The sequence below is a fragment of the Amycolatopsis aidingensis genome (assembly GCF_018885265.1).
Taxonomy (GTDB): domain Bacteria; phylum Actinomycetota; class Actinomycetes; order Mycobacteriales; family Pseudonocardiaceae; genus Amycolatopsis; species Amycolatopsis aidingensis.
Genome location: NZ_CP076538.1, coordinates 5402126 through 5423030, shown reverse-complemented (window position 1 = coordinate 5423030; position 20905 = coordinate 5402126). Strand labels below are relative to the sequence as shown.

At 70.9% G+C, this 20905-nt stretch carries 20 protein-coding genes and 1 pseudogene; 9 read left to right on the top strand and 12 right to left on the bottom strand.

Annotation, left to right across the window (positions count from 1 at the left end; genetic code table 11):
• The first annotated feature begins 58 nt into the window (after positions 1-58).
• Positions 59-1588 carry an amidohydrolase family protein gene (locus KOI47_RS24630; RefSeq protein ID WP_216208002.1) on the top strand — a complete coding sequence of 510 codons (1530 nt, stop codon included), beginning with the start codon at positions 59-61 and terminating at the stop codon, positions 1586-1588.
• Here the strand turns inward: KOI47_RS24630 and KOI47_RS24625 are convergent.
• A pseudogene (locus tag KOI47_RS24625) lies at positions 1583-3639 on the bottom strand (prolyl oligopeptidase family serine peptidase). The gene KOI47_RS24630 and the pseudogene KOI47_RS24625 overlap by 6 nt on opposite strands.
• Positions 3640-3823: 184 nt before the next feature.
• On the opposite strand from KOI47_RS24625, the gene KOI47_RS24620 reads away from it, so the two are divergent.
• Positions 3824-4849: a neutral zinc metallopeptidase gene (locus KOI47_RS24620; RefSeq protein WP_216207999.1), complete on the top strand. Its 1026-nt coding sequence runs from the start codon at positions 3824-3826 to the stop codon at positions 4847-4849.
• Between the two features lie 23 nt (positions 4850-4872).
• Here the strand turns inward: KOI47_RS24620 and KOI47_RS24615 are convergent, their stop codons facing one another.
• Positions 4873-5079 carry a DUF397 domain-containing protein gene (locus KOI47_RS24615; RefSeq protein ID WP_216207997.1) on the bottom strand — a complete coding sequence of 69 codons (207 nt, stop codon included), beginning with the start codon at positions 5077-5079 and terminating at the stop codon, positions 4873-4875.
• Between the two features lie 5 nt (positions 5080-5084).
• Positions 5085-5921 (bottom strand): helix-turn-helix domain-containing protein, encoded by an 837-nt coding sequence (locus tag KOI47_RS24610; protein ID WP_216207994.1) that lies wholly within the window; start codon positions 5919-5921, stop codon positions 5085-5087.
• 231 nt (positions 5922-6152) lie between these two features.
• On the opposite strand from KOI47_RS24610, the gene KOI47_RS24605 reads away from it, so the two are divergent.
• Together KOI47_RS24605 and KOI47_RS24600 are read left to right on the top strand one after the other, a co-directional pair.
• Positions 6153-6350: a hypothetical protein gene (locus tag KOI47_RS24605; protein WP_216207991.1), complete on the top strand. Its 198-nt coding sequence runs from the start codon at positions 6153-6155 to the stop codon at positions 6348-6350.
• Entirely contained in the window at positions 6325-6768 is a 444-nt protein-coding gene (locus tag KOI47_RS24600) for a hypothetical protein (RefSeq protein ID WP_216207987.1), read from the top strand. Before KOI47_RS24605 ends, KOI47_RS24600 begins: the two co-directional genes overlap by 26 nt.
• Here the strand turns inward: KOI47_RS24600 and KOI47_RS24595 are convergent.
• The 3 genes from KOI47_RS24595 to KOI47_RS24585 are packed head-to-tail and all read right to left on the bottom strand — an operon-like array spanning position 6749 to position 10117.
• Positions 6749-8932: a tetratricopeptide repeat protein gene (locus KOI47_RS24595; protein ID WP_216207985.1), complete on the bottom strand. Its 2184-nt coding sequence runs from the start codon at positions 8930-8932 to the stop codon at positions 6749-6751. The genes KOI47_RS24600 and KOI47_RS24595 overlap by 20 nt on opposite strands.
• Positions 8929-9324, bottom strand: coding sequence for a hypothetical protein (locus KOI47_RS24590; RefSeq protein WP_216207982.1), 396 nt, complete (start codon positions 9322-9324; stop codon positions 8929-8931). Before KOI47_RS24590 ends, KOI47_RS24595 begins: the two co-directional genes overlap by 4 nt.
• Before the next feature lie 49 nt (positions 9325-9373).
• Positions 9374-10117, bottom strand: a complete 744-nt coding sequence (locus KOI47_RS24585) for an SDR family NAD(P)-dependent oxidoreductase (protein ID WP_216207978.1) — start codon at positions 10115-10117, stop codon at positions 9374-9376.
• Between the two features lie 11 nt (positions 10118-10128).
• Here KOI47_RS24585 and KOI47_RS24580 point away from each other — a divergent pair, with 11 nt between their 5' ends.
• Positions 10129-10971, top strand: coding sequence for a DUF2804 family protein (locus KOI47_RS24580; RefSeq protein ID WP_216207976.1), 843 nt, complete (start codon positions 10129-10131; stop codon positions 10969-10971).
• A gap of 33 nt (positions 10972-11004) precedes the next feature.
• Here KOI47_RS24580 and KOI47_RS24575 read toward each other — a convergent pair whose 3' ends face one another.
• Positions 11005-11601, bottom strand: coding sequence for a TIGR03086 family metal-binding protein (locus tag KOI47_RS24575; RefSeq protein ID WP_216207973.1), 597 nt, complete (start codon positions 11599-11601; stop codon positions 11005-11007).
• Between the two features lie 83 nt (positions 11602-11684).
• On the opposite strand from KOI47_RS24575, the gene pdxR reads away from it, so the two are divergent.
• On the top strand, positions 11685-13115 hold the full coding sequence (gene pdxR, locus KOI47_RS24570) for a MocR-like pyridoxine biosynthesis transcription factor PdxR (RefSeq protein ID WP_216207968.1): 1431 nt from the start codon (positions 11685-11687) through the stop codon (positions 13113-13115).
• Between the two features lie 85 nt (positions 13116-13200).
• On the top strand, positions 13201-13632 hold the full coding sequence (locus KOI47_RS24565) for a CBS domain-containing protein (RefSeq protein WP_216207965.1): 432 nt from the start codon (positions 13201-13203) through the stop codon (positions 13630-13632).
• Between the two features lie 10 nt (positions 13633-13642).
• Here the strand turns inward: KOI47_RS24565 and KOI47_RS24560 are convergent, their stop codons facing one another.
• Complete coding sequence (locus KOI47_RS24560; protein ID WP_216207962.1) at positions 13643-15211, bottom strand: DUF4139 domain-containing protein; 1569 nt, start codon at positions 15209-15211, stop codon at positions 13643-13645.
• 111 nt (positions 15212-15322) lie between these two features.
• Here KOI47_RS24560 and KOI47_RS24555 point away from each other — a divergent pair, with 111 nt between their 5' ends.
• Together KOI47_RS24555 and KOI47_RS24550 are read left to right on the top strand one after the other, a co-directional pair.
• Positions 15323-17149: a Xaa-Pro dipeptidyl-peptidase gene (locus tag KOI47_RS24555; protein ID WP_216207960.1), complete on the top strand. Its 1827-nt coding sequence runs from the start codon at positions 15323-15325 to the stop codon at positions 17147-17149.
• Positions 17150-17588: 439 nt separating this feature from the next.
• Entirely contained in the window at positions 17589-17732 is a 144-nt protein-coding gene (locus KOI47_RS24550) for a hypothetical protein (protein ID WP_216207957.1), read from the top strand.
• A gap of 21 nt (positions 17733-17753) precedes the next feature.
• Here KOI47_RS24550 and KOI47_RS24545 read toward each other — a convergent pair whose 3' ends face one another.
• From KOI47_RS24545 to KOI47_RS24530, 4 genes are read right to left on the bottom strand one after another with little or no spacing between them, the layout of a single operon-like run.
• Entirely contained in the window at positions 17754-18623 is an 870-nt protein-coding gene (locus KOI47_RS24545; RefSeq protein WP_232376223.1) for a maleylpyruvate isomerase family mycothiol-dependent enzyme, read from the bottom strand.
• Between the two features lie 25 nt (positions 18624-18648).
• Entirely contained in the window at positions 18649-19476 is an 828-nt protein-coding gene (locus KOI47_RS24540; RefSeq protein ID WP_232376222.1) for a maleylpyruvate isomerase family mycothiol-dependent enzyme, read from the bottom strand.
• A 58-nt stretch (positions 19477-19534) separates the two neighbouring features.
• The gene (locus tag KOI47_RS24535; protein ID WP_216207954.1) at positions 19535-20185 is read right to left on the bottom strand and encodes a mycothiol-dependent nitroreductase Rv2466c family protein; all 651 of its coding nucleotides are present in this window, start codon (positions 20183-20185) and stop codon (positions 19535-19537) included.
• Complete coding sequence (locus tag KOI47_RS24530; RefSeq protein ID WP_216207951.1) at positions 20182-20787, bottom strand: TetR/AcrR family transcriptional regulator; 606 nt, start codon at positions 20785-20787, stop codon at positions 20182-20184. Before KOI47_RS24530 ends, KOI47_RS24535 begins: the two co-directional genes overlap by 4 nt.
• Positions 20788-20905: the final 118 nt, after the last annotated feature.

The window sequence follows — 20905 nt, the reverse complement described above, 5'->3', positions numbered from 1 at the left end:
GCCTCTAGTGTCACCATGCGGACGCGATCGACGACCAAGGGGGCAATCATTGTCTACAGTGGACCATTCGGCGGGTCCGAGCCGGAGGGAGTTCCTCGGCTGGCTGGCCAGGGGCGGCGCCGGTCTCGCCGTGGCGGGCGGGGCGCTGCCGCTGCTGTCCGGTCAGGCCGCGGGTGACCCTCCGCGGATCACCGTGCTCACCGGCGCCACCCTGATCGACGGCACCGGCGGCCCACCGCGCCGGGACGCCACCGTGGTGCTGGCAGGCGACCGGATCGTCGCCGCCGGGGCACTGGACCACACCGCCGTGCCCGCCGGGGCCACCGTGGTGCACCTGCACGGTAAGTACCTCATCCCCGGGCTGTGGGACATGCATGTGCACACCTCACCGATCCCGGAGATCTACCCGCCGCTGTACGTGGTCAACGGGGTCACCGGCATCCGCGAGATGTACGGGTTCTCACCCGCCCTGCACGAGATGCGGGACCGGATCGAGGAAGGGTCCCTGCTCGGGCCGCGGATGGTCATCGCGAGCACCATCATCGACGGGCCGCATTCCATCCACCAGCCCAGCGGCGCCGCCGTCGTGGAAACCGCGGCCGAGGCCAGGGCGGCCGTGCCTACCGCCGTGGACAAGGGCGCGGACTTCATCAAGGGGTACTCCTACCTGTACCCCGAGCCTTTCGCCGCGCTCGCCGACGAGTCCCGGCGGTTCGGGTTGCCGTTCGCGGGTCACGTTCCGGACCGGGTCTCCGGGTGGAGCGCGAGCAGCGCGGGCCTGGACTGCTTCGAGCATCTGTTCGGCATGTTCTTCGCCACCTCCTCCAGGGAGGAGGAGCTGCGCCGCGAGCTCACCTCGGTCCCGGTGGACCCGGAGCAGCCGTGGAAGTGGATGGGGCTGGCCCGCGAGCTGGAGCGGCAGTCACTGGCCAGCCACAGCCCGCGCCGGGCCGCCGCCTTCTTCCGCCACCTGCGCCGCAACGGCACCTGGCAGTCACCGACCTTGAACGTGCTGCACGCCCAGTCCCTGCCGATCGAGGAGTTCGACCCGCAGGACCCGCGACTGGAGTACCTGCCGCCCGGCACGGCCGGGTACTGGCTGGAACAGCTGCGCCACACCGCACCCTCGACGCCGGAGGAGATCGAGAACCTGCGCCGGTTGTTCGCCGCACAGCAGCGGATGGTGCGCGACCTGGATCAGGCCGGGGTGGAGCTGATCGCGGGCACCGACTCGAACAACCCGTTCTGCTATCCCGGTTTCGGGTTGCACGACGAGCTGGCGCTGCTGGTGGACGCCGGGTTGTCCCCGATGCGCGCACTACAGCTGGCCACCAGGGACGCCGCCCGCTACCTCGGCCGGGAGCACACGGCAGGCACCGTCGCACCCGGCAAGGTCGCCGACCTCGTGGTGCTGGAGGACGACCCGCTCGCCGACATCCGCAACACGCAACGGATCCACTCGGTGGTCAACCGCGGCCGCTACCTCTCACCGGAGCGGCGCACGGAGATCCTCGCCGAGATCAAGAAGGCGGCCGCGGAGACCTCCGGTGCCGCGGCGCCCGCGGCCTGCTGCGGAACCCGGCTATGAACCCGTGCCGAGCGTGCGCCACAGGAACTCGAACATCAGCGCCCATTTGAAGGCCAGCTGAGCGTTGTCCGCGGCCGCGCCGTGACCACCCTCGATGTTCTCGTAGTACCGCACGTCCCGGTAGCCGTACTCGCGCATGCGCGCCACCATCTTGCGGGCATGCGCCGGATGCACCCGATCGTCCCTTGTGGACGTTACGAACAGCACCGGCGGGTAGGGCAGTCCCGGTTCCACGTTCTGGTACGGCGAGTACTCGCTCAGGTAGGCCCAGTCGGCCTCGGAGTCCGGGTCGCCGTACTCGGCCATCCAGGAGGCTCCGGCCAGCAGCTTGTGGTAGCGGCGCATGTCCAGCAGCGGGACCTGGCTGACCACAGCGGCGAACAGCTCCGGGTAGTGGGTGAGCATGACGCCCATCAGCAGTCCGCCGTTGCTGCCGCCCTGGATGCCCAGCAGCTCGGGGGTGGTGATGCCGCGCGCGGTGAGGTCCGCGGCCACCGCAGCGAAGTCCTCGTACACCCGGTGCCGGTTCGCCTGCACCGCCTGGGTGTGCCACTCCGGGCCGTACTCCCCGCCGCCGCGCAGGTTGGCCACCACGTAGGTGCCGCCGCGGGCGAGCCAGCCGCGGCCGATGACCCCGCTGTAGGAGGGGTGAGCGAGAGCTCGAAGCCGCCGTACGCGGTGAGCAGCGTCGGCGCAGGCCGCTCGTCCTGCCTGCCGACCACGAAGTACGGGATGCGCGTGCCGTCCGCCGAGGTGGCGAAATGCTGCCGCACGGTGTGCGCCGAGCCGTCGAAGAAGGCCGGCGCCCGCTTCATGATCTCCAGCTCACCGCCGACCTGCCCGAGCGCGAGGGTGGAGGGCTCGGTGAACCCGCTCGCGTTGACCAGGTACTCGTCGCTTGCGTCCGGATCGGTGTCGCTGATGCTGATGGTGGCCGCGGCACTGGCCGGTACGGGCAGTGGCTCGTCCCGCCAGCCGTCCGGGCCGGGGGTGAGCACCCGCAGCCGGGTCTGCACATCCGAAAGGGTGTCCAGGATCAGGTGGTTGCGGGTCCAGCTGTAGGAGTCCAGCGAGGTGTGCGCGTCCGGTGCGAACAGGAGAGTCAGCTCGCGCCCACCGGCGAGGTACGCCTCCAGGTCGGCGGCGAGCAGCGCCCCCGCCGGGTACTCGGTGCCGCCGACCGTCCACGGCGACCGGGTCCGCACCAGCAGCCACTCCCGGTGCACCGAGGCCTTCGCATCGTCCGGCACGTCCAGCTTCACCGGGCCGTCCGGCGTGCGCAGGTACAGCTCCGAGTGGTGGAAGTCGGTGCTGCGCACGATCACGTCCCGCTCGAAACCCTCGGTGGGGTCGTGCAGGCCGTACACCGCGACATCGTCCGGTTTGCCCTCGTAGACCAGGCTCGCCTGCTCCAGGGGGGTGCCCCGGCGCCATTCCTTCACCAGCCGGGGGTAGCCGGAGCTGGTCAGCGAGCCGGGGCCGAAGTCGGTACCGACGTAGATGCGGTCCTCGTCGATCCAGGAGACCGCGCTCTTGGCCTCCGGCAGCTCGAAACCGCCCGCGACGAAGGCGCGGCTCTCCAGGTCGAACTCGCGCACCACGGTGGCGTCGGCGCCGCCGCGGGACAGCTCGACCAGGCACCGGTGCAGCCCAGGCCGCAGCACGGTGGCGCCCTGCCAGACCCAGTTCTCGCCCTCCCGCTCGGCGAGCGCGTCCACGTCCAGCAGCACATCCCAGTCCGGTTCCGTCTTGCGGTACTCCGCCGGGGTGGTGCGGCGCCACAGCCCGCGCGGATGGGTGGCGTCCTGCCAGAAGTTGTAGAGGTACTCGCCGCGCCGCCGCACGTACGGGATCCGGTCGTCGGCGTCCAGCACCTCGCGGATCTCGCGCTCCAGCGCGCCGAAGGACTCGGTACCGGTCAGCTCCTCGATGGTCTCGGCGTTGCGCTCCCGGACCCAGCCGAGCGCCTGCTCGCCGGTGACCTCCTCCAGCCAGAGGTGCGGGTCGTCTGGTGCGGGCGCGGCGGGGACCGGGGAGGTGGGATCGCTCATGGCCACAGTCTCTACCCCGGCCGTTGTGGCCGTGCACAGTCCCCGGCCGTTCCCGGATTGTGATCGCATGTCCTGAACCGGACATATACGCTTGTCCCGCGCGGGCTTTGAGGGGGTACTTGTTCTGCGTCCTGGGGGACCACGGCAAGTCCGCGCGCCGTGCAGGAGCGACCGAGGGTGAGCAGTGGACCGTGCCGATGATCCGTTCCGAGCGAACCGGCCGGAGGAGCCGGTCGTAGCCGAGGTACCGCCGTCCTCGTGGCGGCCGGAGCAGCCACCGGATCCGTGGCAGGGCGCGATCCTGCCACCACCACCGCCGCGCCACCCCGCGCCGCAGCCCCCGCCGCGCAACTCGCCAGCCGCGATCCTCGGCACCCTGGTGATCGTGCTCGGCCTGGTGCTGGTGGTGGCGCTGGCCGGACGGACGCCGGATCCGGTGGAGGGCACCGCGGTGGCGATGCCGGGGCTCAGCGAGAAGCTCGCCGCCGAGCCGAGCGAGGACCAGGGGCCGCAGCCGGTGCGGCAGCTGGGTACGAACCCGCTGCTGGACGACGGCGTGGTGCTGCCAGCGGTGACCTGCGAGCTGCCGCGGATCGGCCGCTCCACCGAGCAACTGCTCGCCTTCTACCAGGCCGGGATGCGTTGCCTGGACGAGGCGTGGGAGCCGGTGCTGCGGGAGGTGAACGAGCCGTTCTTCGAGGCGGGACTCGAGGTGACCGCGGATGCCGCCACCCGGTGCGGCGACGCGCCGCCGGAGGCGGAGGCCACGGCCTACTACTGCCCGCTGGACGAGATCATCTACATGCCGGAGAACCGGTTGCTGGACACCGTCGGCGTGGACAGGGCCTCGCATCTCGCGGTGCTGGCGCACGAGTATGGCCACCATGTGCAGTCGCTGAGCGGAATCATGTACGCGGTGGCCGACGTGTCGTTCGCGATGCCCGAGGGCAGCCCCGAGGAGCTGGAAATGAGCAGGCGGGTGGAGCTGCAGGCGAACTGCTTCGCCGGCCTGTTCATCGCCGCCGCATCCGGGCGTGGCTCGGTCACCGGTTCACTGAGTGAGGCCGCGATGGCCGACTTCCGCAACACCATCGGCGGCGAAACCCACGGTTCGGTGGAGAACCAGGTCGCCTGGGCCTGGGCCGGTTTCGAGGGCGAGGGCACCGCGGCCTGCAACACCTGGACGGCCGATGCCGAGGAGGTGCGCTGACCGCGGCCGCCTTCGCCGCCCGGTCAGTGGTGAGTTCGCGCGCTGTCCAGCAGGCCGTGCAGGGCCCGGGTGCTGATCCGCAGTGCGGGGCCGGTCATGTTCTTGCTGTCGGCAATGGCGCCGCCAGTGGGTAACCACGTGAGCATCACGCACTGCGCGCCACCACCGCCGTTGCTTTTGCTGCTTTTGCGCCACTGTGCTCCGGGCAGGTCGGCGGCCGAGATCGTCATGATCGCTAACTCCCTTGGCTCAGGTCCACGATCCTCCCCTCCAGTATGGCCCTGGACTCTTCCTCGGCGGCGGCGATCCGGTAGGCATGATCGAAGGCGACCAGGTGCGGGCCGGTGGCCTTGATGTAGTCCGGCCTGGTCAGCGATTCGACATAGGCCAGGGTGCGGTCGGGTTTGACGTAGAGCAGGGTGAACGGGCAGCTCAGCGCCGGGCTGGCACCGGCCGACCAGGGCAGCACCCGGAAGCGGACGTTCGGCATGTCCGCGATCTCGCGGAGCCGTTCCAGTTGTCGCCGCAGCACTTCCGTTCCACCGACCTCGCGATACAGCGCCTCCATACCGAGCACGATCCACAGGTCGGGGCCGTCCGGGTGCACGATGCGCTCGCTGCGTTGTGCCCGTGCCTCGGCATGTCCGAGTGCTTCACCCGCCGGGAGCATCGGCGAAACCGACAGGGCCGCATGCGCGTACTCCTGAGTTTGCAGCAGTCCCGGGATCTCGTTGTAGACCATGCGGATCTCGGCGGCGGCACGTTCCAGGGCCACGTACTGCCGGGAGGAACTGCCCACCCGTTGCGGGGCGGAGCGGCGGCGGGCCTCCTTGGCCAGCGCGCGGAAGTCGTCGGCCTGCCGGGTACGCAGCTTGTAGAGCTCGATCATCATCTCCACATCGGCAGGCTTGGCCGCGATGATCCCGTTCTCGATCTTCGACAGCTTCCCGGAGTAGCCGCCGAGCCGCCGGGCGGCCTCGCCGAACTCGATCCCGGCAGCCTCGCGGTGCTGCCGTGCGCGCTCGCCGAAGGTCAGCCGCTGGATGACCGGCGTGGAGTCTTCCTCAACCATGGCGCGCAGTCTGCCGGAACGCACTGCCATCCCCGCATCACCCAATCGTAGTAAGTCTGGTTGCAACGCAACTTTCACTCTATGGAACCACACTGCTGTTTGCATTGCTGTTTTAGAGTCTCAGGTGCCGGACGGCGCCCACTTGGCTCGGGTCCCGCCGACCGGCAGCGGGCGGGGATGCGCCAGGCGCGGCCTCCCCGTCCGCCCAGCTCCGGAGAAGGGGGTGACGTCATGCAGACGATCGGGGTGATCGTCGGGGTATGCCTGATCGTGATCGCGACCTGCGGGGCGCTGCACCTGGCCTGGCCGCGGCGCCCGGCAACCCGCACCCACCCCCGCTGGACCGTGGCCGCCATCCAACGGCGCATCGAAGCCGAACGCACCGACGGGGTGGTGACCCACCATGGAATGGTTCGACACCACCGCTGACTCCGCCCACGCGCTGACCACCGACCAACGGCGCCTGGCCGCCATCAGCATGGACGCCCTGCTCGACGAACTCGCCCACCGCCGCTGGGAGAAATGGGCCTTCGGCACCGCCACCGACCCCCTGGGCATCGCCTTCGTCCTCTGGTGGCCCCACCACGCCGACGTCGTCGTGCTACCCGGCCCCGACCACGCCGTCACCTACCGCGCCCACCGCGACCCCCACTCACACCCCTTCACCCCCGACACCGTGGCCTGGGTCTACGCCGGAATACCGGCCCACGCCATCCGCACCCTGCTCCTACTACCCCCACCCCACGCACTCAACGCCCCCACCGACACCCTCCGCCTCGGCGACCACGTCCGCGTGCCCCACACCTGGCTCGCCCGCAGACCCCAGCTCATCCGCCCGAGCCAGTAACGGCCGCATGGGCAACCTCCAGGTTCTCGCGCACCGTTTCCGTAGTCGGATGTCCTGGTGGCAGCGTCCGTTCACAGTCGGCAAGGGCGCGCTCCAGCAACCGCACGGCTTCGCCGAGCTCGCCCGCGTCCCGGCAGGCAGTGGCGAGATTGTTCCGCGAGCCGATGGTGTCCGGATGGTCCGGCCCGAGTGCCCGTTCCCGACCCGCCAGCGTGCTGCGGTGCAATACACCGGCGTCCTCGATGCGCCCTGCCAGATGGTAGGCGTTGGCGAGGGTGTCGTAAGCGAAGAAGGTCTGCCATGCCTCCGTGCCGAAGGTGCGTTCGAAGTCGGCGACGGTCCACTCCAGTAAGGTGATCGCTTCCTCCGGCCGGTCCAGATTGAGGTAGGCGGTGGCCAGGTTCCGCCGGTACTGGATGGTGTCGTAATGGTCACGGCCGAGCAGGCGTTCGGCGTCCGCTATGGCCTGCCGGTAGAGTTCGATGGCCCGTTCGGTAGATCCCGCCGCCTCGTAGGCGATGGCGAGGTTGTTCAGGGTGCGCAGGGTGGCCGGATCATCGGGCCCGTCGATTCGTTGCTGGTCCGCGAGGCTTTCCTGGTGTGCGGTGATGGCCTCCTCGGCACGGCCCGCCATTCGGTAGGCCAATCCGAGACAGTTCCTGGCGATGGCGGTGCGTGGGTCGTCCCGGCCGAGCACCCGCTCGGTATCCCTGAGGTTGGCCTCGTGCAGTACGACCGCCTCCTCGATTCGCTCGGCGGAAATCAGTGCCATGCCGAGGTTGTGTCGGATCGAGAGGATGGTCGGGTGGTCCGGACTCCACAGGCGGTTCGCCACGGCGGCGGCATGTTCGAGGAACCGGATCGCATGATGCGCGTGCCCTTGTCCATTCAGGAACCCCCCGAACTTGTTGAGCAACCAGATGAGCAGGGTGCCATCGGGGCAATGGCTGGCGAGCGCCTCCGTGTGCGGCAGCAGAGTCCGGTGCACGTCCCAGTTGGCCGGATCTTCGTGGTCGGCGTCCTCCAGCGCTCCGGCCAAGGCAGCCAGGGCGGGCCTCGCCGAGTCCACTTCGGACGTTTCATCGAATGTGCGGGTGACCGTCTGGACCAGGCGGTGCACGGCCAGCAGTTCGCCGTTGACGCTGATCATGCTGTAGGCGCGGAGCTTTCCGATGGCGCGCAGCAACTCCGGTTCGCTCGCCAGGTCGTCCAGCAGCCAACGAGGGATGTCCTCAGGGGCGAACCAGGACAGCACCCGCAGCACCTTGCCCGCCAACGGGTCCAGCTTGTCCATGGTGACCCGCCAGATGCGGGCCACGGTCCGCCGCGCGTCGCCGCCCTCGGCCGCCTCGTCGAACATCGCCGCCGGATGCCGGTCCAGCAGCCGGTGGTAGTCGGCCGGGCTGATCCCGGTCTGCGCGAGGTAGGCACCGGCCTGCTCGATCGCCAGCGGGAGCCCGCCCAGTTCCCGGCACAGCTCCTCCGCGCCGGTCAGGTCCTCCGTGCCATGGGCTGCAATCCGGGTCAGCAGCTCCACCGACTCCTCCCCGGTCAGCACGTCGAGGTCGAGCGGCCGGGCCAGGCCGTGCCAGCCGGTCGCCCGGCGGCTGGTGATCAGCACCCGGCCCGATCCGGCCCTGGCGAGCAGTGGCGGGATCTCCGCCGGATCGTCCACATTGTCCAGTACCAGCAGCCAGCCTTCGTTCGCGGCCAGCCAGCGCAGCGCCTGTTCCGGTAGCAGCTCCGCGGGCAGCTCGGCCAGCTCCGGTTGCAGGATCGTGGCCAGCCGGGCCAGGGCCCGCTCGACGGACCCGGCCTGCTCGGCGGTGATCCAGTAGATCAGGGTGTGCTCGTCCCGGTGCAGCGCCAGGTAGCGGGCGGCCAGGGTGCTCTTGCCGACGCCACCGAGTCCGTGCACGGCGGCCACGACCACCGGATCGCTGGTGGACATGGCTTCTTCCAGCCGGGCAAGGTCCGCCCCGCGGCCGACGAACAACTCGGGCCGGACCGGAACCCCGATCGGTCCCGGAGGTGCGGGTACCCGTTCGATCGGCGGGGCCTCCGGCGGCAGTACGACCGAGCCGATCTGCACGTTCCTGGCGTTGTCCCCGGTGGAGTTGATCCCGCCGCTGTCGCCCGCGACCTCGATGGACCGGTCGGTCATCGGTGCTGGATGTTGATCGCGTTGTCGCCGGTGGAGTTGATTCCGCTGCTGTCCCCGCCCACCGAGATCGACTTGTCCCCGGCCGCGGGCAGCAGCGCGGCGATCTCCGCGGCGAGTTCGGTGTCCTCACGCAGCGCCTTCTTCAGCTGGGCGCGCAGTGCGGCCTGGAAGTCGGGATCGTCCAGCGCCCCGGCCAGGTCGGTGACCGCCTGCTCGACGTTCTCCTGCACGCCTTTTCGGCTGAACAGCTTCGCCAGCAGGCGCTGCCCCAGTCCGACCGTGCCGTCGGCCGCGGCCTCCTGGGCCTTGGTCAGCACCTCGGTCCCGTAGGCGGCCACCGCCGACTCCACCGCCGGGTAGACCTGCTCGACCAGCGCCGCGACGTCCTCCATGCGAACCTCCTTCGCCCGTCCCCTCCCGGACGAAGGTATCGCAGGGTGGTCAGCGGGGGAGGCGGCGCCAGATCGGGCGGGGGAGGAGGCGCATCAGGGCGAACACCGGGCGCAGCACGGCGGGCACCCAGACTTCACCCCGCCCCCGCCGTAGTGCCCGCACGGTGGCGTCGGCGACCTGGTCCGGGGTGCTGGAGAAGGGCGCGGGGCTCATGCCCTCGGTCATCCGCCCGAGCACGAACCCGGGGCGCACCAGCAGCAGCCGCACCCCGCTGCCGGCCAGGGCGTCGGCGAGCCCACAGGCGAAGCCGTCCAGCCCGGCCTTGGCCGAACCGTAGACGTAGTTGGCCCTGCGCACCCGCACCCCGGCCACCGAGGAGAACACCACCAGGCTGCCGTGGCCCTGTGCGCGCAGCAGGTTCGCCAGCTCGGTGAGCACGGCGACATGCGCGACGTAGTCGGTGTGCACAATGGACAGTGCGTGGGCGGTGTCCCGTTCGGCACGCTGCTGGTCGCCGAGGATGCCGAAGGCGGTGACCACCACCTCCAGCGGGCCGTGCCGGGCGGCGATGCCATCCAGCACCTCGCGGTGACGGGCCACCTCGTCGGCGTCGAACTCCACCCGCTCCACCGTGGTGGCACCGGCAGCGCGCAGCGCCGCCTCCTGCTCGTCAAGGTCCTCGCTGCGCCGCGCGGCCAGCACCACCGTGCGAGCACCGCCGCGCACCAGCCGGAGGCCGACCGCGATCCCGATCTCGCTGCGGCCGCCGAGGATCACTACCGTTCCACTCACGGTGCAGCAGTGTGCCAGTACACGGGAAGGGAAGGACGCGGGTGGAGCTACCGTGGCGCGCGGTCGAGCCGGACGGCGGCGACCGCCCGATCGACCCCGACCGGCTGCCCCGCCTGCGCGGGCGGCGGCCGTTGAAACGCTGGCGGTATGTCGGGATCTACGACGAGCGGGTGCGGCTGTGCGCCGGCCTGGTGCGGATCGCCGGGGCACCGCAGTCGTTCTGGGCGGTGCACGACCGGGCCGCCGGTGCCTTCCGCGAGCACACCACCCTGCGCGCGGCCGTGGACCTGCCGGACGGCGCGGCCCGGTTCGGTGGCCGCGGCGTGCGGGCGGACCTGCGGCTGGAACCGGCGGGGGAGCGGGTCGAGGTGGTCTCCCGGCATGGCGCCCACCCGATCTGGACCCGCAAGACCCCGCTGCGGGCACGCGGGCGGGTCAGCATCGACGGCCGCACCATCGAGGTGGATGCTCCCGGCCTGCTGGACGACTCCGCCGGCCACCACGCCCGGCGCACCGCCTGGTCCTGGAGCGCGGGCTGCGGCAGCAGCACCGAAGGCCATGCCGTGACCTGGAACCTGGTGGACGGCCTGCACGACGCCGCGGAACACTCCGAGCGCACCGTCTGGCTCGACGGTATCGCCAACGAGGTCCCACCGGCCGCCTTCGCCGCCGACCTGTCCGCGGTCGGCGACCTGCGGTTCAGCACCGAGGTGGAGCGGGCCCGGCACGACCGGCTGATCCTGGTCGACAGCGCCTACCGGCAGCCGTTCGGGACCTTCACCGGCACGCTGCCCTGCGGGACCACCCTGCGCACCGGCCACGGCGTGATGGAGCGGCACGAGGCGCGCTGGTGACCCGGTCGCCCGGCGCGGCCGCCCCCGGGTTGGTCAGCGCGTAGCCGTACCCGCCTTCGCGGCCCAGTCCGGCGACCTTCCGGTCAGGCCGAGCAGCCGGTGCAAGGGCGGCGCGTCCTGCGGCACCGGGACCACCTTGTCGAACGGGCCGTCCGGGCCCCGGCCCTCCGGGTCGTCCGGCACGCTTTCCATGAATCGCAGGGCCGCCCGCACGGCTTCCGGTTCCGGCTCGTAGCGCCTGCCGAGTGCGCTGGCCAGGTCCCAGCCGTGCACCACCGAGTCCACCAGGTGCATCCCCACCACGGTGCTTCCGGGGAAGGTGCCGAAGTCACGGATCGCGACCTCGCGTTCCAGCATCCCCTCCCGGTCGAATGCGGAGGTCACGGCGGCGATCGAGTCGGCGAGCGCGCGGTGCGGGTCGTCCCCGAGGCTGCCGCCGTCCCAGTCGGCGGCAGCGCCGTGCGTTGCCGCCTCGGCGAAGGCGTGGTTCTCGCTGATCAGGTGCTGGAGCAGGGCGCCGAGGTTCCACTCGGCGCAGGGGGTCGGACGTTCCAGATCGGCGGTCGAAACGGTGGCGACCAGCTGCTCGTGCAGGTGCAGCACCGCCCGGTTCGGTTGGCGAAGATCCATACCCGGAACGCTATGAGTGTTAAAGGCTCCACTGAAGGACCAAAATCGGGGCAATCGGATTGGGCCAATCTAGGATCGGTGTGGTGGACATCCAGATCGACACCGAGCGGGGCCGGGGCCGGCGGGAGGAGATCTATCTGCAGCTCCGGGCCGCCATCCTGGACGGTCGGTTGCGCGAGGGGGAGGCGCTGCCACCCAGCAGGGAGCTGGCGCAGCGGCTCGCGGTCGCCCGCAACACCGTCGCCGCCGCCTACGACCGGCTCAGCGCCGAGGGGTTCCTGAGCGGGAAGGTGGGCGCCGGGACCTTCGTCCGCACCGGGGCGAGCGGTGGTCCGCCCGATCCGGAGCAGGGCGCGCGGGTGTCGCTGCGGCCGAACGAGGTCTGGGAGCGGGTGCCGGACCCGCCACGGATGGCGGGCCCTGCACCGCGCTACGACTTCCGGGCCGGCCTGCCGGACGCGCGGATGTTCCCCTTCGACACGCTGCGCCGCCTGCTCGGGGACGAGGTGCGGGCCGCGCGGGCGGACACCCTGCACTACGGGGAACCGGCAGGGCAGCCCGAGCTGCGCGCCGCCGTGGCGCGGCATCTCGGGGTGTCCCGCGGGCTGCCGGTCGAGCCCGGTGGCGTGCTGATCACCGGCGGCACCCAGCAGGCACTGGACCTGATCGCGAAGGTGCTGCTGCGGCCAGGGCAAGGGGTGGCGGTGGAGGACCCTGGCTACCCGCCTGCGCGGCTGCTGTTCGAGAGCTTCGGCGTGCCGGTCAGCCCGGTACCGGTGGACGAGCAGGGGATCCGCGTCGCGCGGATCCCGGAGGGCACCCGGCTGGTGTACGTGACCCCCTCGCACCAGTTCCCGCTCGGCATGCCGATGTCACTCGAGCGCAGGCAGGAACTGATCCGGTGGGCCCGGCGTGCCGACGCCGTGCTGGTCGAGGACGACTACGACACCGAGTTCCGGTTCACCGGCCGTCCGCTGGAGCCGCTGTACCGGCTGGACGAGGACGGCAGGGTGCTCTACCTCGGCTCCTTCTCCAAGGTGCTCTCACCCACCCTGCGGCTGGGCTTCCTGGTCGCGCCCCGATCCATCCGGCGGGCCCTGGTGAAGGCCAAGTATCTGGCCGACTGGCATTCCTCCGGCCCGATCCAGTCCGCGCTGGCCCGGTTCGTCGAGGAGGGCGGGTTCGCAAGGCACCTGCGCCGGATGCGGCGGGAGTACCGGACGCGGCACGAGGCGGTGGCCCGGATCCTGCGGCGGGACTTCGCAGGGGTGTGCGAGCCCATCCCGTCCCCGGCCGGGCTGCATCTCAGCGCCTGGTCCGAGTACGGCACGCGGGAGCTGGCCCGGCGTGCCCGGCGTGCGGGTGTCGGCCTGTACACGCTGGGTGACTTCGCGGTCCGGCCAGGGCACTCCGGCCTGGTGTTCGGCTACGGTGCCATCCCGGAAAGTGAGATCGAGCCAGGGCTCGCCCTGCTCCGTACCCTGTTCGATGGCCTGCCCGACCAGGCGGAATAGGCATTCGGGCACGTTCGCGACTTTCTCCCCGCCGGGGTCGCCATTAGCCTGGTGTGAATCAGCTCACCGTGCCGGGAGGAGCCTCATGCGGATTGCCGATGTGTTGCGGAGCAAAGGGTCGGACGTGGCGACGGTGGGGCCGGACACCCGGGTGACCGAGCTGCTACGGCACCTCGCCGAGCGCAACGTCGGGGCGATGGTGGTCCTCGGCCCGGACGGCGTGCAGGGCATCGTCTCCGAGCGGGACGTGGTGCGCAGGCTGCACGAGCACGGTGCCGGCCTGCTCGACCGGCCGGTTTCCTCGATCATGACCAAGGTGGTCGCCACCTGCACCCCGGACGACTCGGTGGACAGCCTCAGCGTGGTCATGACCGAACGCCGGATCCGGCACATCCCGGTGCTGGTGGACGGCGAACTGCGCGGCATCGTCAGCATCGGCGATGTGGTCAAGGTCCGGATGAACGAGCTCGAGCACAGCCAGGAGCAGCTGGAGGCCTACATCGCGGGCAACCGCTGACCCACCTTGGCTACTCGCGCCAGCCGGTGAGCTCGACCCCCTTGCCGACGTCCACCCGGAACGAGAGGCTGAGCTCCGCGTTCCCGCCGGGCGGTAGTTCCAGCTGCCAGCGCACCTCGCCGAGGTCGGTCCGCTCCACCGGCTCCGGACTGGTGCGGACGTCCCGGACGGTGATCGCCTCGTCCCTGGACACCGGGACCTGATCGAGCACCGTCACCCTTGCCTGCCGCGGCCCGTGGTTGTGCACCGTGGTCCGGTACTCCGCGTCCCGGCGCCGGGCGCCGGAAAGCCCTGGCAGCCCCGCCTTGCCTGCCGAGCGGCGGACCAGCTCCCGCTCCACCCGGATGCGCTCGTCGATCCCGAGCGCCAGCTCGACCTCCTCGCCGGGCGCCCACGGCTCCAGGCGGGTGGTGCCGATGAACTCGGTCCCGTGGAAGACCGAGGCGTTGCCCGGCCGCAGCGTGTGCTCCGAGGTGTTCGTGGCCACCGCGCGCAGGTAGGCGTGCTCGTCCCTGGACGGTGCGGTGACGTGGTCCAGCCGGGTGCCCAGCTCCAGCTCGGTGATCGTGGTGCGGTGCGCCCCGCCGTCCGTGGGCACCGCGATCGGGCGGCGCGGCCGGTAGGTCGCCGCCGCGATCCCGTGCCGCACCTCCGCCGTGCTCGCGGCGAGCTCGTATCCCTGTGCCTGCGCCGCCGCGCGGGGCTGCTGCGCGTAGTGTTCGAGCCCACCCGCGGCCATTTCCCGCACGAACCCGGAGGGGCGCGCGCGGTCCAGGAACCACGGCGCCAGCTCGGGAACGCTGAGCGTGGCCGAGGGCCGGGCGGTGGACAGCGCCAGCTCGCATTCCGGCCAGTCCTCGCCGGTGTGCTGGGTGATCAGGCCGTACCAGGTGAGTGTCAAGGTGTCTTCCCGCAACCGCAGGTCGTAGCCGGCCTCCCAGCCGGCTTCGGAGACCACATAGGACAGCTCCAGCTCGACCTCGGCCACGCCAGCCCCCTCCGTGGCCGCCAGTTCGATGGTCACCGCGTTGCGATCCGGCCCCTGCTCGGCCCGGCGCTGCTCCACCGCCCTGCCGGCCGCGGCCAGCTCCTCGGCGAGCCGGGTGTGCCGTTCGGTCAGCTCCCGCCGCGTGGCCAGCACCTGCGCCAGTTGCTCGGTGAGCGCGTCCCCGACCTCGGCCACCCGGCCGGGTTCGGTGTCCCCGGTGGACAGCGCCTTGGCGAAGGCGGAGCCGCACCGCCGCACCAGGGAGTCCAGCAGGGTGCTGCGGGTGTTCTGCACGGTCTCGGCGTCCACCACCTCGTCCAGCCGTTGCCGGGCCACGCGCTCGCGTTCGAGCAGTTCCTCCAGCACCGGGTCGGCGGAGTGCGCGTGCACCTCCGGGGTGAGGTCGACCCCGGCCACGGTCGCGGGTCCGGAACCGCTGACCCGCACCGACTCCGGGGCCAGGCCCAGCGGCAGGCCGCTGACCACGAAACGGGTTCCGGAACCCAGCTTGGCGTGGCCCCTGCGGGTGACCCTGGCGTGCCGCGGGTACACCGTGACGGCGACGATCGGCGCATCGATGACGGTCGGCATAGTCCGACCGTACCCACCTTCGTCGGGCGCCACCGCAGAACTTCTTGACACCCCCCGGCGGGCGAGGAAAGGTCTATGGCCGTCCGTTCGTGATCCGAACTGGGGAGTCCCGTGAGAGCCACACGCCTCGTCCCGCTGCTCGCCGCCGTGGTGGCCCTGCCACTGACCTCCGCCGCCGGTTTCGCCGCGCACGCCGACCCCCCGCGGGGGCCGGTGTTCGAGAACGGTGAGGCGCAGCCGGTCTTCGACCCCGGCGAGGTCGTGCGGGACAAGCTGTGGGTCACCGCGCCGGTGGACAGCGACCACGACGGCGCGAAGGACAAGGTGTACGTCGAGGTGGTGCGGCCGAAGGCCACCGAGAACGGGCTGCGCGTGCCGGTGGTGTACCAGGCCAGCCCGTACTACTCGGGCGGTAACCCGATCGAGAACCACGACGTGGACGTGGAGCTCTACGTGCCGGGCAAGCGCGGGCACGGCCCCGGCAAGGGGGCCGCGGCGTCCTCCGTCGGGCTGGCCGGGCCGAGCGCGGCCGATATCGGCTGGCGCTACGAGGAGTACTTCACCTCCAGGGGCTTCGCGGTCGTGTACGCCGAGTCCCTCGGCACCGGCAAGTCCACCGGCTGCCCCACCACCGGTGGTGAGAACGAGACCATCGGTGCCCGTTCCGTCGTCGACTGGCTGAACGGGCGCGCGCCCGCGGCCGACGCCGCCGGCTCGCCGGTCGAGGCGGACTGGACCACCGGCCGGACCGCGATGATGGGCGTCTCCTACAACGGGACCCTGCCCAACGCGGTGGCCAGCACCGGGGTGGAGGGCCTGGAGACGATCGTGCCGATCGCCGCCATCTCCAACTGGTACGACTACTACCGGGAGAACGGCGCCGTGGTGGCGCCGGGCGGGTACCAGGGCGAGGACGCCGACGTGCTCGCCGAGTACGTCTACACCCGCGAGGACCGGGATATCTGCCGTCCCGTCATCGACCGGCTGACCGAGCGGCAGGACCGGATAACCGGCGACTACAGCCGGTTCTGGCACGAGCGCAACTACCTGGACGATGTGCACAAGGTCCGCGCCTCGGTGCTGGCCGTGCACGGGCTCAGCGACTGGAACGTCACGGTGAGCCAGGTCGCCAACTGGTACGAGGCGTTGCGCAGGCACGGCGTGGAGCACAAGATCTGGCTGCACCAGTCCGGGCACGCCGACCCGATCTCGCTGCGCAGGCAGGAATGGCTGTCCACTTTGAACAAGTGGTACTCGCACTACCTCTACGACGTGGACAACGGGATCGAGCGGGAGCCGAAGTCCACCGTCCAGCGGGAGGACGGATCCTGGACCGACGAGGCCGACTGGCCCGCACCGGGAACCAGGGACGCCAGGGTGTACCCGTGGCCGGGCGGCACCGGGAAGGGCAGGCTCGACCTGCGGCACCGGGTGCCGGGTTGGGCGAACGTGGAGCGGTTGAGCGACGACGCGAGCAAGACGGTCGGCCAGCTGGTCGACCTGCCCCGCTCGGGCAACCGCCTGGCGTACTCCACCGGCCCGGCGAAGAAACCGGTGCGGCTGAGCGGAACCCCGGAGGTGAGCCTCGGCCTTGCCTTCGACCACCCAGCGGCCAACGTCACCGCCGTGCTGGTGGACCGCGCCCCGGACGGCAGCTCCCAGGTGATCACCCGCGGCTGGACCGATCCGCAGAACCGCTGGAGCGAGGGCTGGACCACCCCGATCCGCACCGGCAAGACCTACCGGATCTCCTTCGAGCTACAGCCGAACGACTACCTGCTGCAGCCAGGGCACAAGCTGGAGTTTGTGCTGGTCTCCAGTGACCACGACTTCACGCTGCGGCCCGATCCCGGCACCGGGCTGGCGCTGGACCTCACCCGCACCTCGATCGAACTTCCGGTGCGGGGCGGAACCTGGGCGCTGCGCCGCAGTTTCTGATCGGCCGCCAGGTCGGGGCCACGGCCTCGGGCACCGTCGGCCCAGCGGGAACAGTACGCCCGCTGGGCCGGGCTCCGGGAAGCCTGGAATCCTTAGTGGACAACCGGGCCTGCGGTGGTCGGGTACCTGACCACCGCAGGCCCGGCGCGGTCCCGTTGGCGGGCGTGGTGATCGCGAACAGCCGCCGGGAATCCGAGGTCAGGCCGAGGCCGCGCGGCGCAAGTACTCCGTCCCGGGTCACCTCCAGTGTCCTGGAGGGCTCGGCAGCGCCGGTGCGGTAGGTGTACACATCTTCCCGCGGGCTACGTACTCCGGCAGAGGGGAGGTTCCATGAGACGAGCACACTTCAGGCGGGGGGCGTGGCCCTTCGGAGGGCAGTGTTCGGCGACCTCGCAGCTGCTGGCGTTGCTGTGCCGGGGTTGTCGTCGAGCAAGGTCTGGTGAACTTCACGATCGACGTGCGGAAGGCCACTTTCGACGAGTTGCCGACCGTGCACGAGCCCTGGGAGCTCGCCAAGCTGTTGCTGTACGGGGCTCCGCACCTGCCGTTGGACGTGGAGCAGGGCAACGAGCGGCTGCTCTGAGCAGGAGCCCCCGCGCGCCGGTTACGGCGTGGACGTGAGATTACGTACCAGGTGGGTACCCAGCTCGGTGTCGCCGTCGATCCGGATGTCGGCGAGGTGGTCGTCGGGCTCGACCCGGCCGCCGACCAGCCGGGTGCACAGGGTGGAGGACAACCGGAGGCTGGCGGTGGCCGGACCGGGCAGTTCCGGGACCAGGTTGGCTGTTCCCTCCACCAGCACGTGTGCCTGGCGCCGTACCGGGCCGGTCAGCGTGAGGGTGATGCTGCTGCCCTGCGGCGCGCCGACGGCCTTGCCGACCAGGGCACCCAGCCGGTCCACGATCACGTCGACCACGAGTTCCGCGCAGACGCCCCGGTCGTGGCCCGGTTTGCCGACCGTGAACCGGATGTCCTGCTCGTGCATCCAGCAGTCGAACACGCGCAGCCGCATGAAGTCCGCGTACGTGCCGGGCCCCAGCGGGGTCCAGCTGGGTGCGTCGAAGTCCTCCTGGGACAGCTCGGCCAGCGCCGCCCGCCTGCGGTCGGTGACCTCGCTGAACCTGTCGAGCAGTTGCTGCGGCGTAAGGTCGCGCATGGCGTTCACCCAGAGCTCGTTGAACTCGCCGAGTTCGTTGCGCACATGCGGCCGCGCCAAGTAATCCGTGGGGTCGGTCGGCGGTTGTTGCCCGCTCAAGGTGGCCTCGGTGCCGATGAGGTGCGCGACGATGTCCCGCACCCGCCACCCCGGCAGCGGGCTGGGGGCGGACCAGTCACTGGCGACGAGCTCACCGAGCAGCCGGGCCAGACTGGACCACTGCTCGTCGAGCGCGTCGATGAGCAGTTGCTTCGCCCGGTGCGGCATGGTGATCATCGCCTCGCCTCCGTCCTCGGCTGCCGGGGCCGGGCTCGGCATCGCGCCGCCGGTGTCCGGCCTGGCCTCACATCGTAAAGGCGAGGTTGCGGATGATCCTTTCACCCAGCTCCCGATCACCGGCCAGCTCGATCTCGGCCAGGTGATCGGCCGGTTCGGTCCGGCCACCGACGAGGCGGGCGGCCAGCGGAGAAGGCAGTGTCAGCACGCTGGTGGCGGGGCCGGGCAGGGTGTCGACCACCGCGGCGCGCTCGTCCACGCGCACATGCACGTCTCGCCGGACCGGCCCGGTCAGCGACAGGGTGACCGTTGCTCCCTGCGGGGCGGCCGCCTTTTTCCCGATGACGAAGCCCAGCCCCCGCTCGATCTGGTCGAAGGCGAGTTCGGCGCAGTCTCCGCCCTCGTGCCCCGGCCTGCCCACGGCGAACCGGATGTCCTGCTCGTGCATCCAGCTGTCGAACACCCGGATGCGCATCAGGCTGGCATAGGTGCCCGGCCCGGCGGGGGTCCAGCTGGGCGCGTCGAAGTCCTCCTGCGACATCGCGGCCAGCGCCGCGCGCCTGGCCGCGATGACCTCGTTGAACCGGCCACGCATCTGCTCCGGACTGAGCTCGCGCAGTGCCCGCACCCACCGCTCGTTGGCCACTCCCATGTCGTTGTGCACATGCGGCAGCTCCGCGACGTCGATATCGGCCTCCGGCGTTTGCTCACCGCTCAGCATGGACTCGGTACCGAGTACGTGCGCGACCACATCGTGCACGGTCCAGCCCGGCAGACCGCTGGGTATGGCCCATTCGGCGGGGGAGAGCTCCGCCAGCAGCTCGGCGAAGCTCGACCACAGCTGGTCGAGCGTGTCGGTCAGGGGTTGCTTCGGAATACTCACTGTGCTGGTCAACGGTGCTCTCCATCCTGGTGAGGGCCGGGCATCGGAACGACCCGGCCGCGGTCGACACTCACCCAGTCCCGGCCCCGCAGATAGGGTTCGAGCGTCTGGGCGATGACCTGGTGGTCACGGCTGGCCTTGGGTCGCTGCAGCTCGTACAGGTGGGAAACTCCAGCGCGCCGGTGACGACCTGCCACAGGCGCAGTGCGGCCGGCCCGGTGGGCGGGTCGACCAGCACCGGCCCGAACAGGCACTGACCGTCGGCGAAGAACAACGTGGGCACGCCGAACCCGCCTGCCGCCACCACCCGCTCGTGATCCGCGTACACGTCCTGGTGCGTGCTCGGGTCGGCGATGGCCCTGTCCAGGATCCCGGCGTCCAGCCCCAGTCCGGTGAGCAGCGACCGGGCGGTGTCCCGCTCGTGCGGCTTCTCGCCGCGCTCGTGCAGCGCTCGCCCGACCGCGTCGTACCAGGCGTCCAGCAGGGCCATGTCCTGGCGACGCAGCAGTGCGCCGATCCGCATCAGGGACCAGCCGTAGGACCATTCGCGTTGCCACGGATGTTTCTTGCCCTCCGCCCGGTTGATCTCCTCCAGGCTGAAGAACCGCCAGTTCAGCGTGACCGGCGCCTGCGCACGCACCGCACGGAGCCAGCGCGCGGCCTGATAGGCGAACGGGCACATCGGGTCGACGTGCACATCGACCTCCGTCGGCTCGGTCACGCCGCCACCTCCTCGGCCAGGTGCGCGTTGATCAGCTCGCGCAGCGCCTCCGGGATGGCGGCAGCGGGGGACCGATCGACCTTCGCGAGCATGATCGTGCCCTGGGCGCAGGCAAGCAGCAGGTGCGCCAGCCGATCCGGATCGGTGCCTGCCCGCAGCAGCCCGGCGTCCGCAGCCCGGCGGCAGGTCGCCGCGAGTTTGCCCACCCAGCTCGTGAACAACGCGGACAGGTGTGCGCGGACGGCGTCCTCGCAGGTGGCCAGCTCGGTGCCGAGGTTGCCGAAGGGGCAGCCGACCACCTGGCCGAACCGGCCCTCGAAACCGAGCTGGATCTCACCGATCGCGTCCGGGATCGCGAACAGGGCCGCCGCGGGGTCGGCGTGCGCGCTGCGGTCGAGCCGCTCATGTAACCCGGCGGCGTGCAGGTCGATCACGGCGATCGCCAGGTCGGCCTTGGCTGGGAAGAAGTGATAGAAGCTGCCCTTGCGTACATCCGCGGCGGCGCACACCTCGCCCACCCCGACCGACACATAGCTGCGGGTGAGGAACAACCGGGCCGCCGCCCGCACGATCCGTTCCCTGGCATCCGAGGTTCGTCCCACGAGCAAGGAGCCTACGAATACTTGACGAGACGGTCAACTACTCGATTGTGCTCTTGGCGCGCGATCCGCCTGCCCTAGCACAACGCACCGACAGAACCTGGCTCCGGATCCGGTCCGT

Bases quoted from the DNA above. Each gene is read 5' to 3' on its own strand.
- KOI47_RS24615 (WP_216207997.1), bottom strand. From the start codon at position 5,079: ATGACGATCTCGGCCGCCGACCTGCCCGGAGCACAGTGGCGCAAAAGC.
- KOI47_RS24610 (WP_216207994.1), bottom strand. From the start codon at position 5,921: ATGGTTGAGGAAGACTCCACGCCGGTCATCCAGCGGCTGACCTTCGGC.
- KOI47_RS24605 (WP_216207991.1), top strand. From the start codon at position 6,153: ATGCAGACGATCGGGGTGATCGTCGGGGTATGCCTGATCGTGATCGCG.
- KOI47_RS24600 (WP_216207987.1), top strand. From the start codon at position 6,325: ATGGAATGGTTCGACACCACCGCTGACTCCGCCCACGCGCTGACCACC.
- KOI47_RS24595 (WP_216207985.1), bottom strand. From the start codon at position 8,932: ATGACCGACCGGTCCATCGAGGTCGCGGGCGACAGCGGCGGGATCAAC.
- KOI47_RS24590 (WP_216207982.1), bottom strand. From the start codon at position 9,324: ATGGAGGACGTCGCGGCGCTGGTCGAGCAGGTCTACCCGGCGGTGGAG.
- KOI47_RS24575 (WP_216207973.1), bottom strand. From the start codon at position 11,601: ATGGATCTTCGCCAACCGAACCGGGCGGTGCTGCACCTGCACGAGCAG.
- KOI47_RS24565 (WP_216207965.1), top strand. From the start codon at position 13,201: ATGCGGATTGCCGATGTGTTGCGGAGCAAAGGGTCGGACGTGGCGACG.
- KOI47_RS24560 (WP_216207962.1), bottom strand. From the start codon at position 15,211: ATGCCGACCGTCATCGATGCGCCGATCGTCGCCGTCACGGTGTACCCG.
- KOI47_RS24545 (WP_232376223.1), bottom strand. From the start codon at position 18,623: ATGCCGAGCCCGGCCCCGGCAGCCGAGGACGGAGGCGAGGCGATGATC.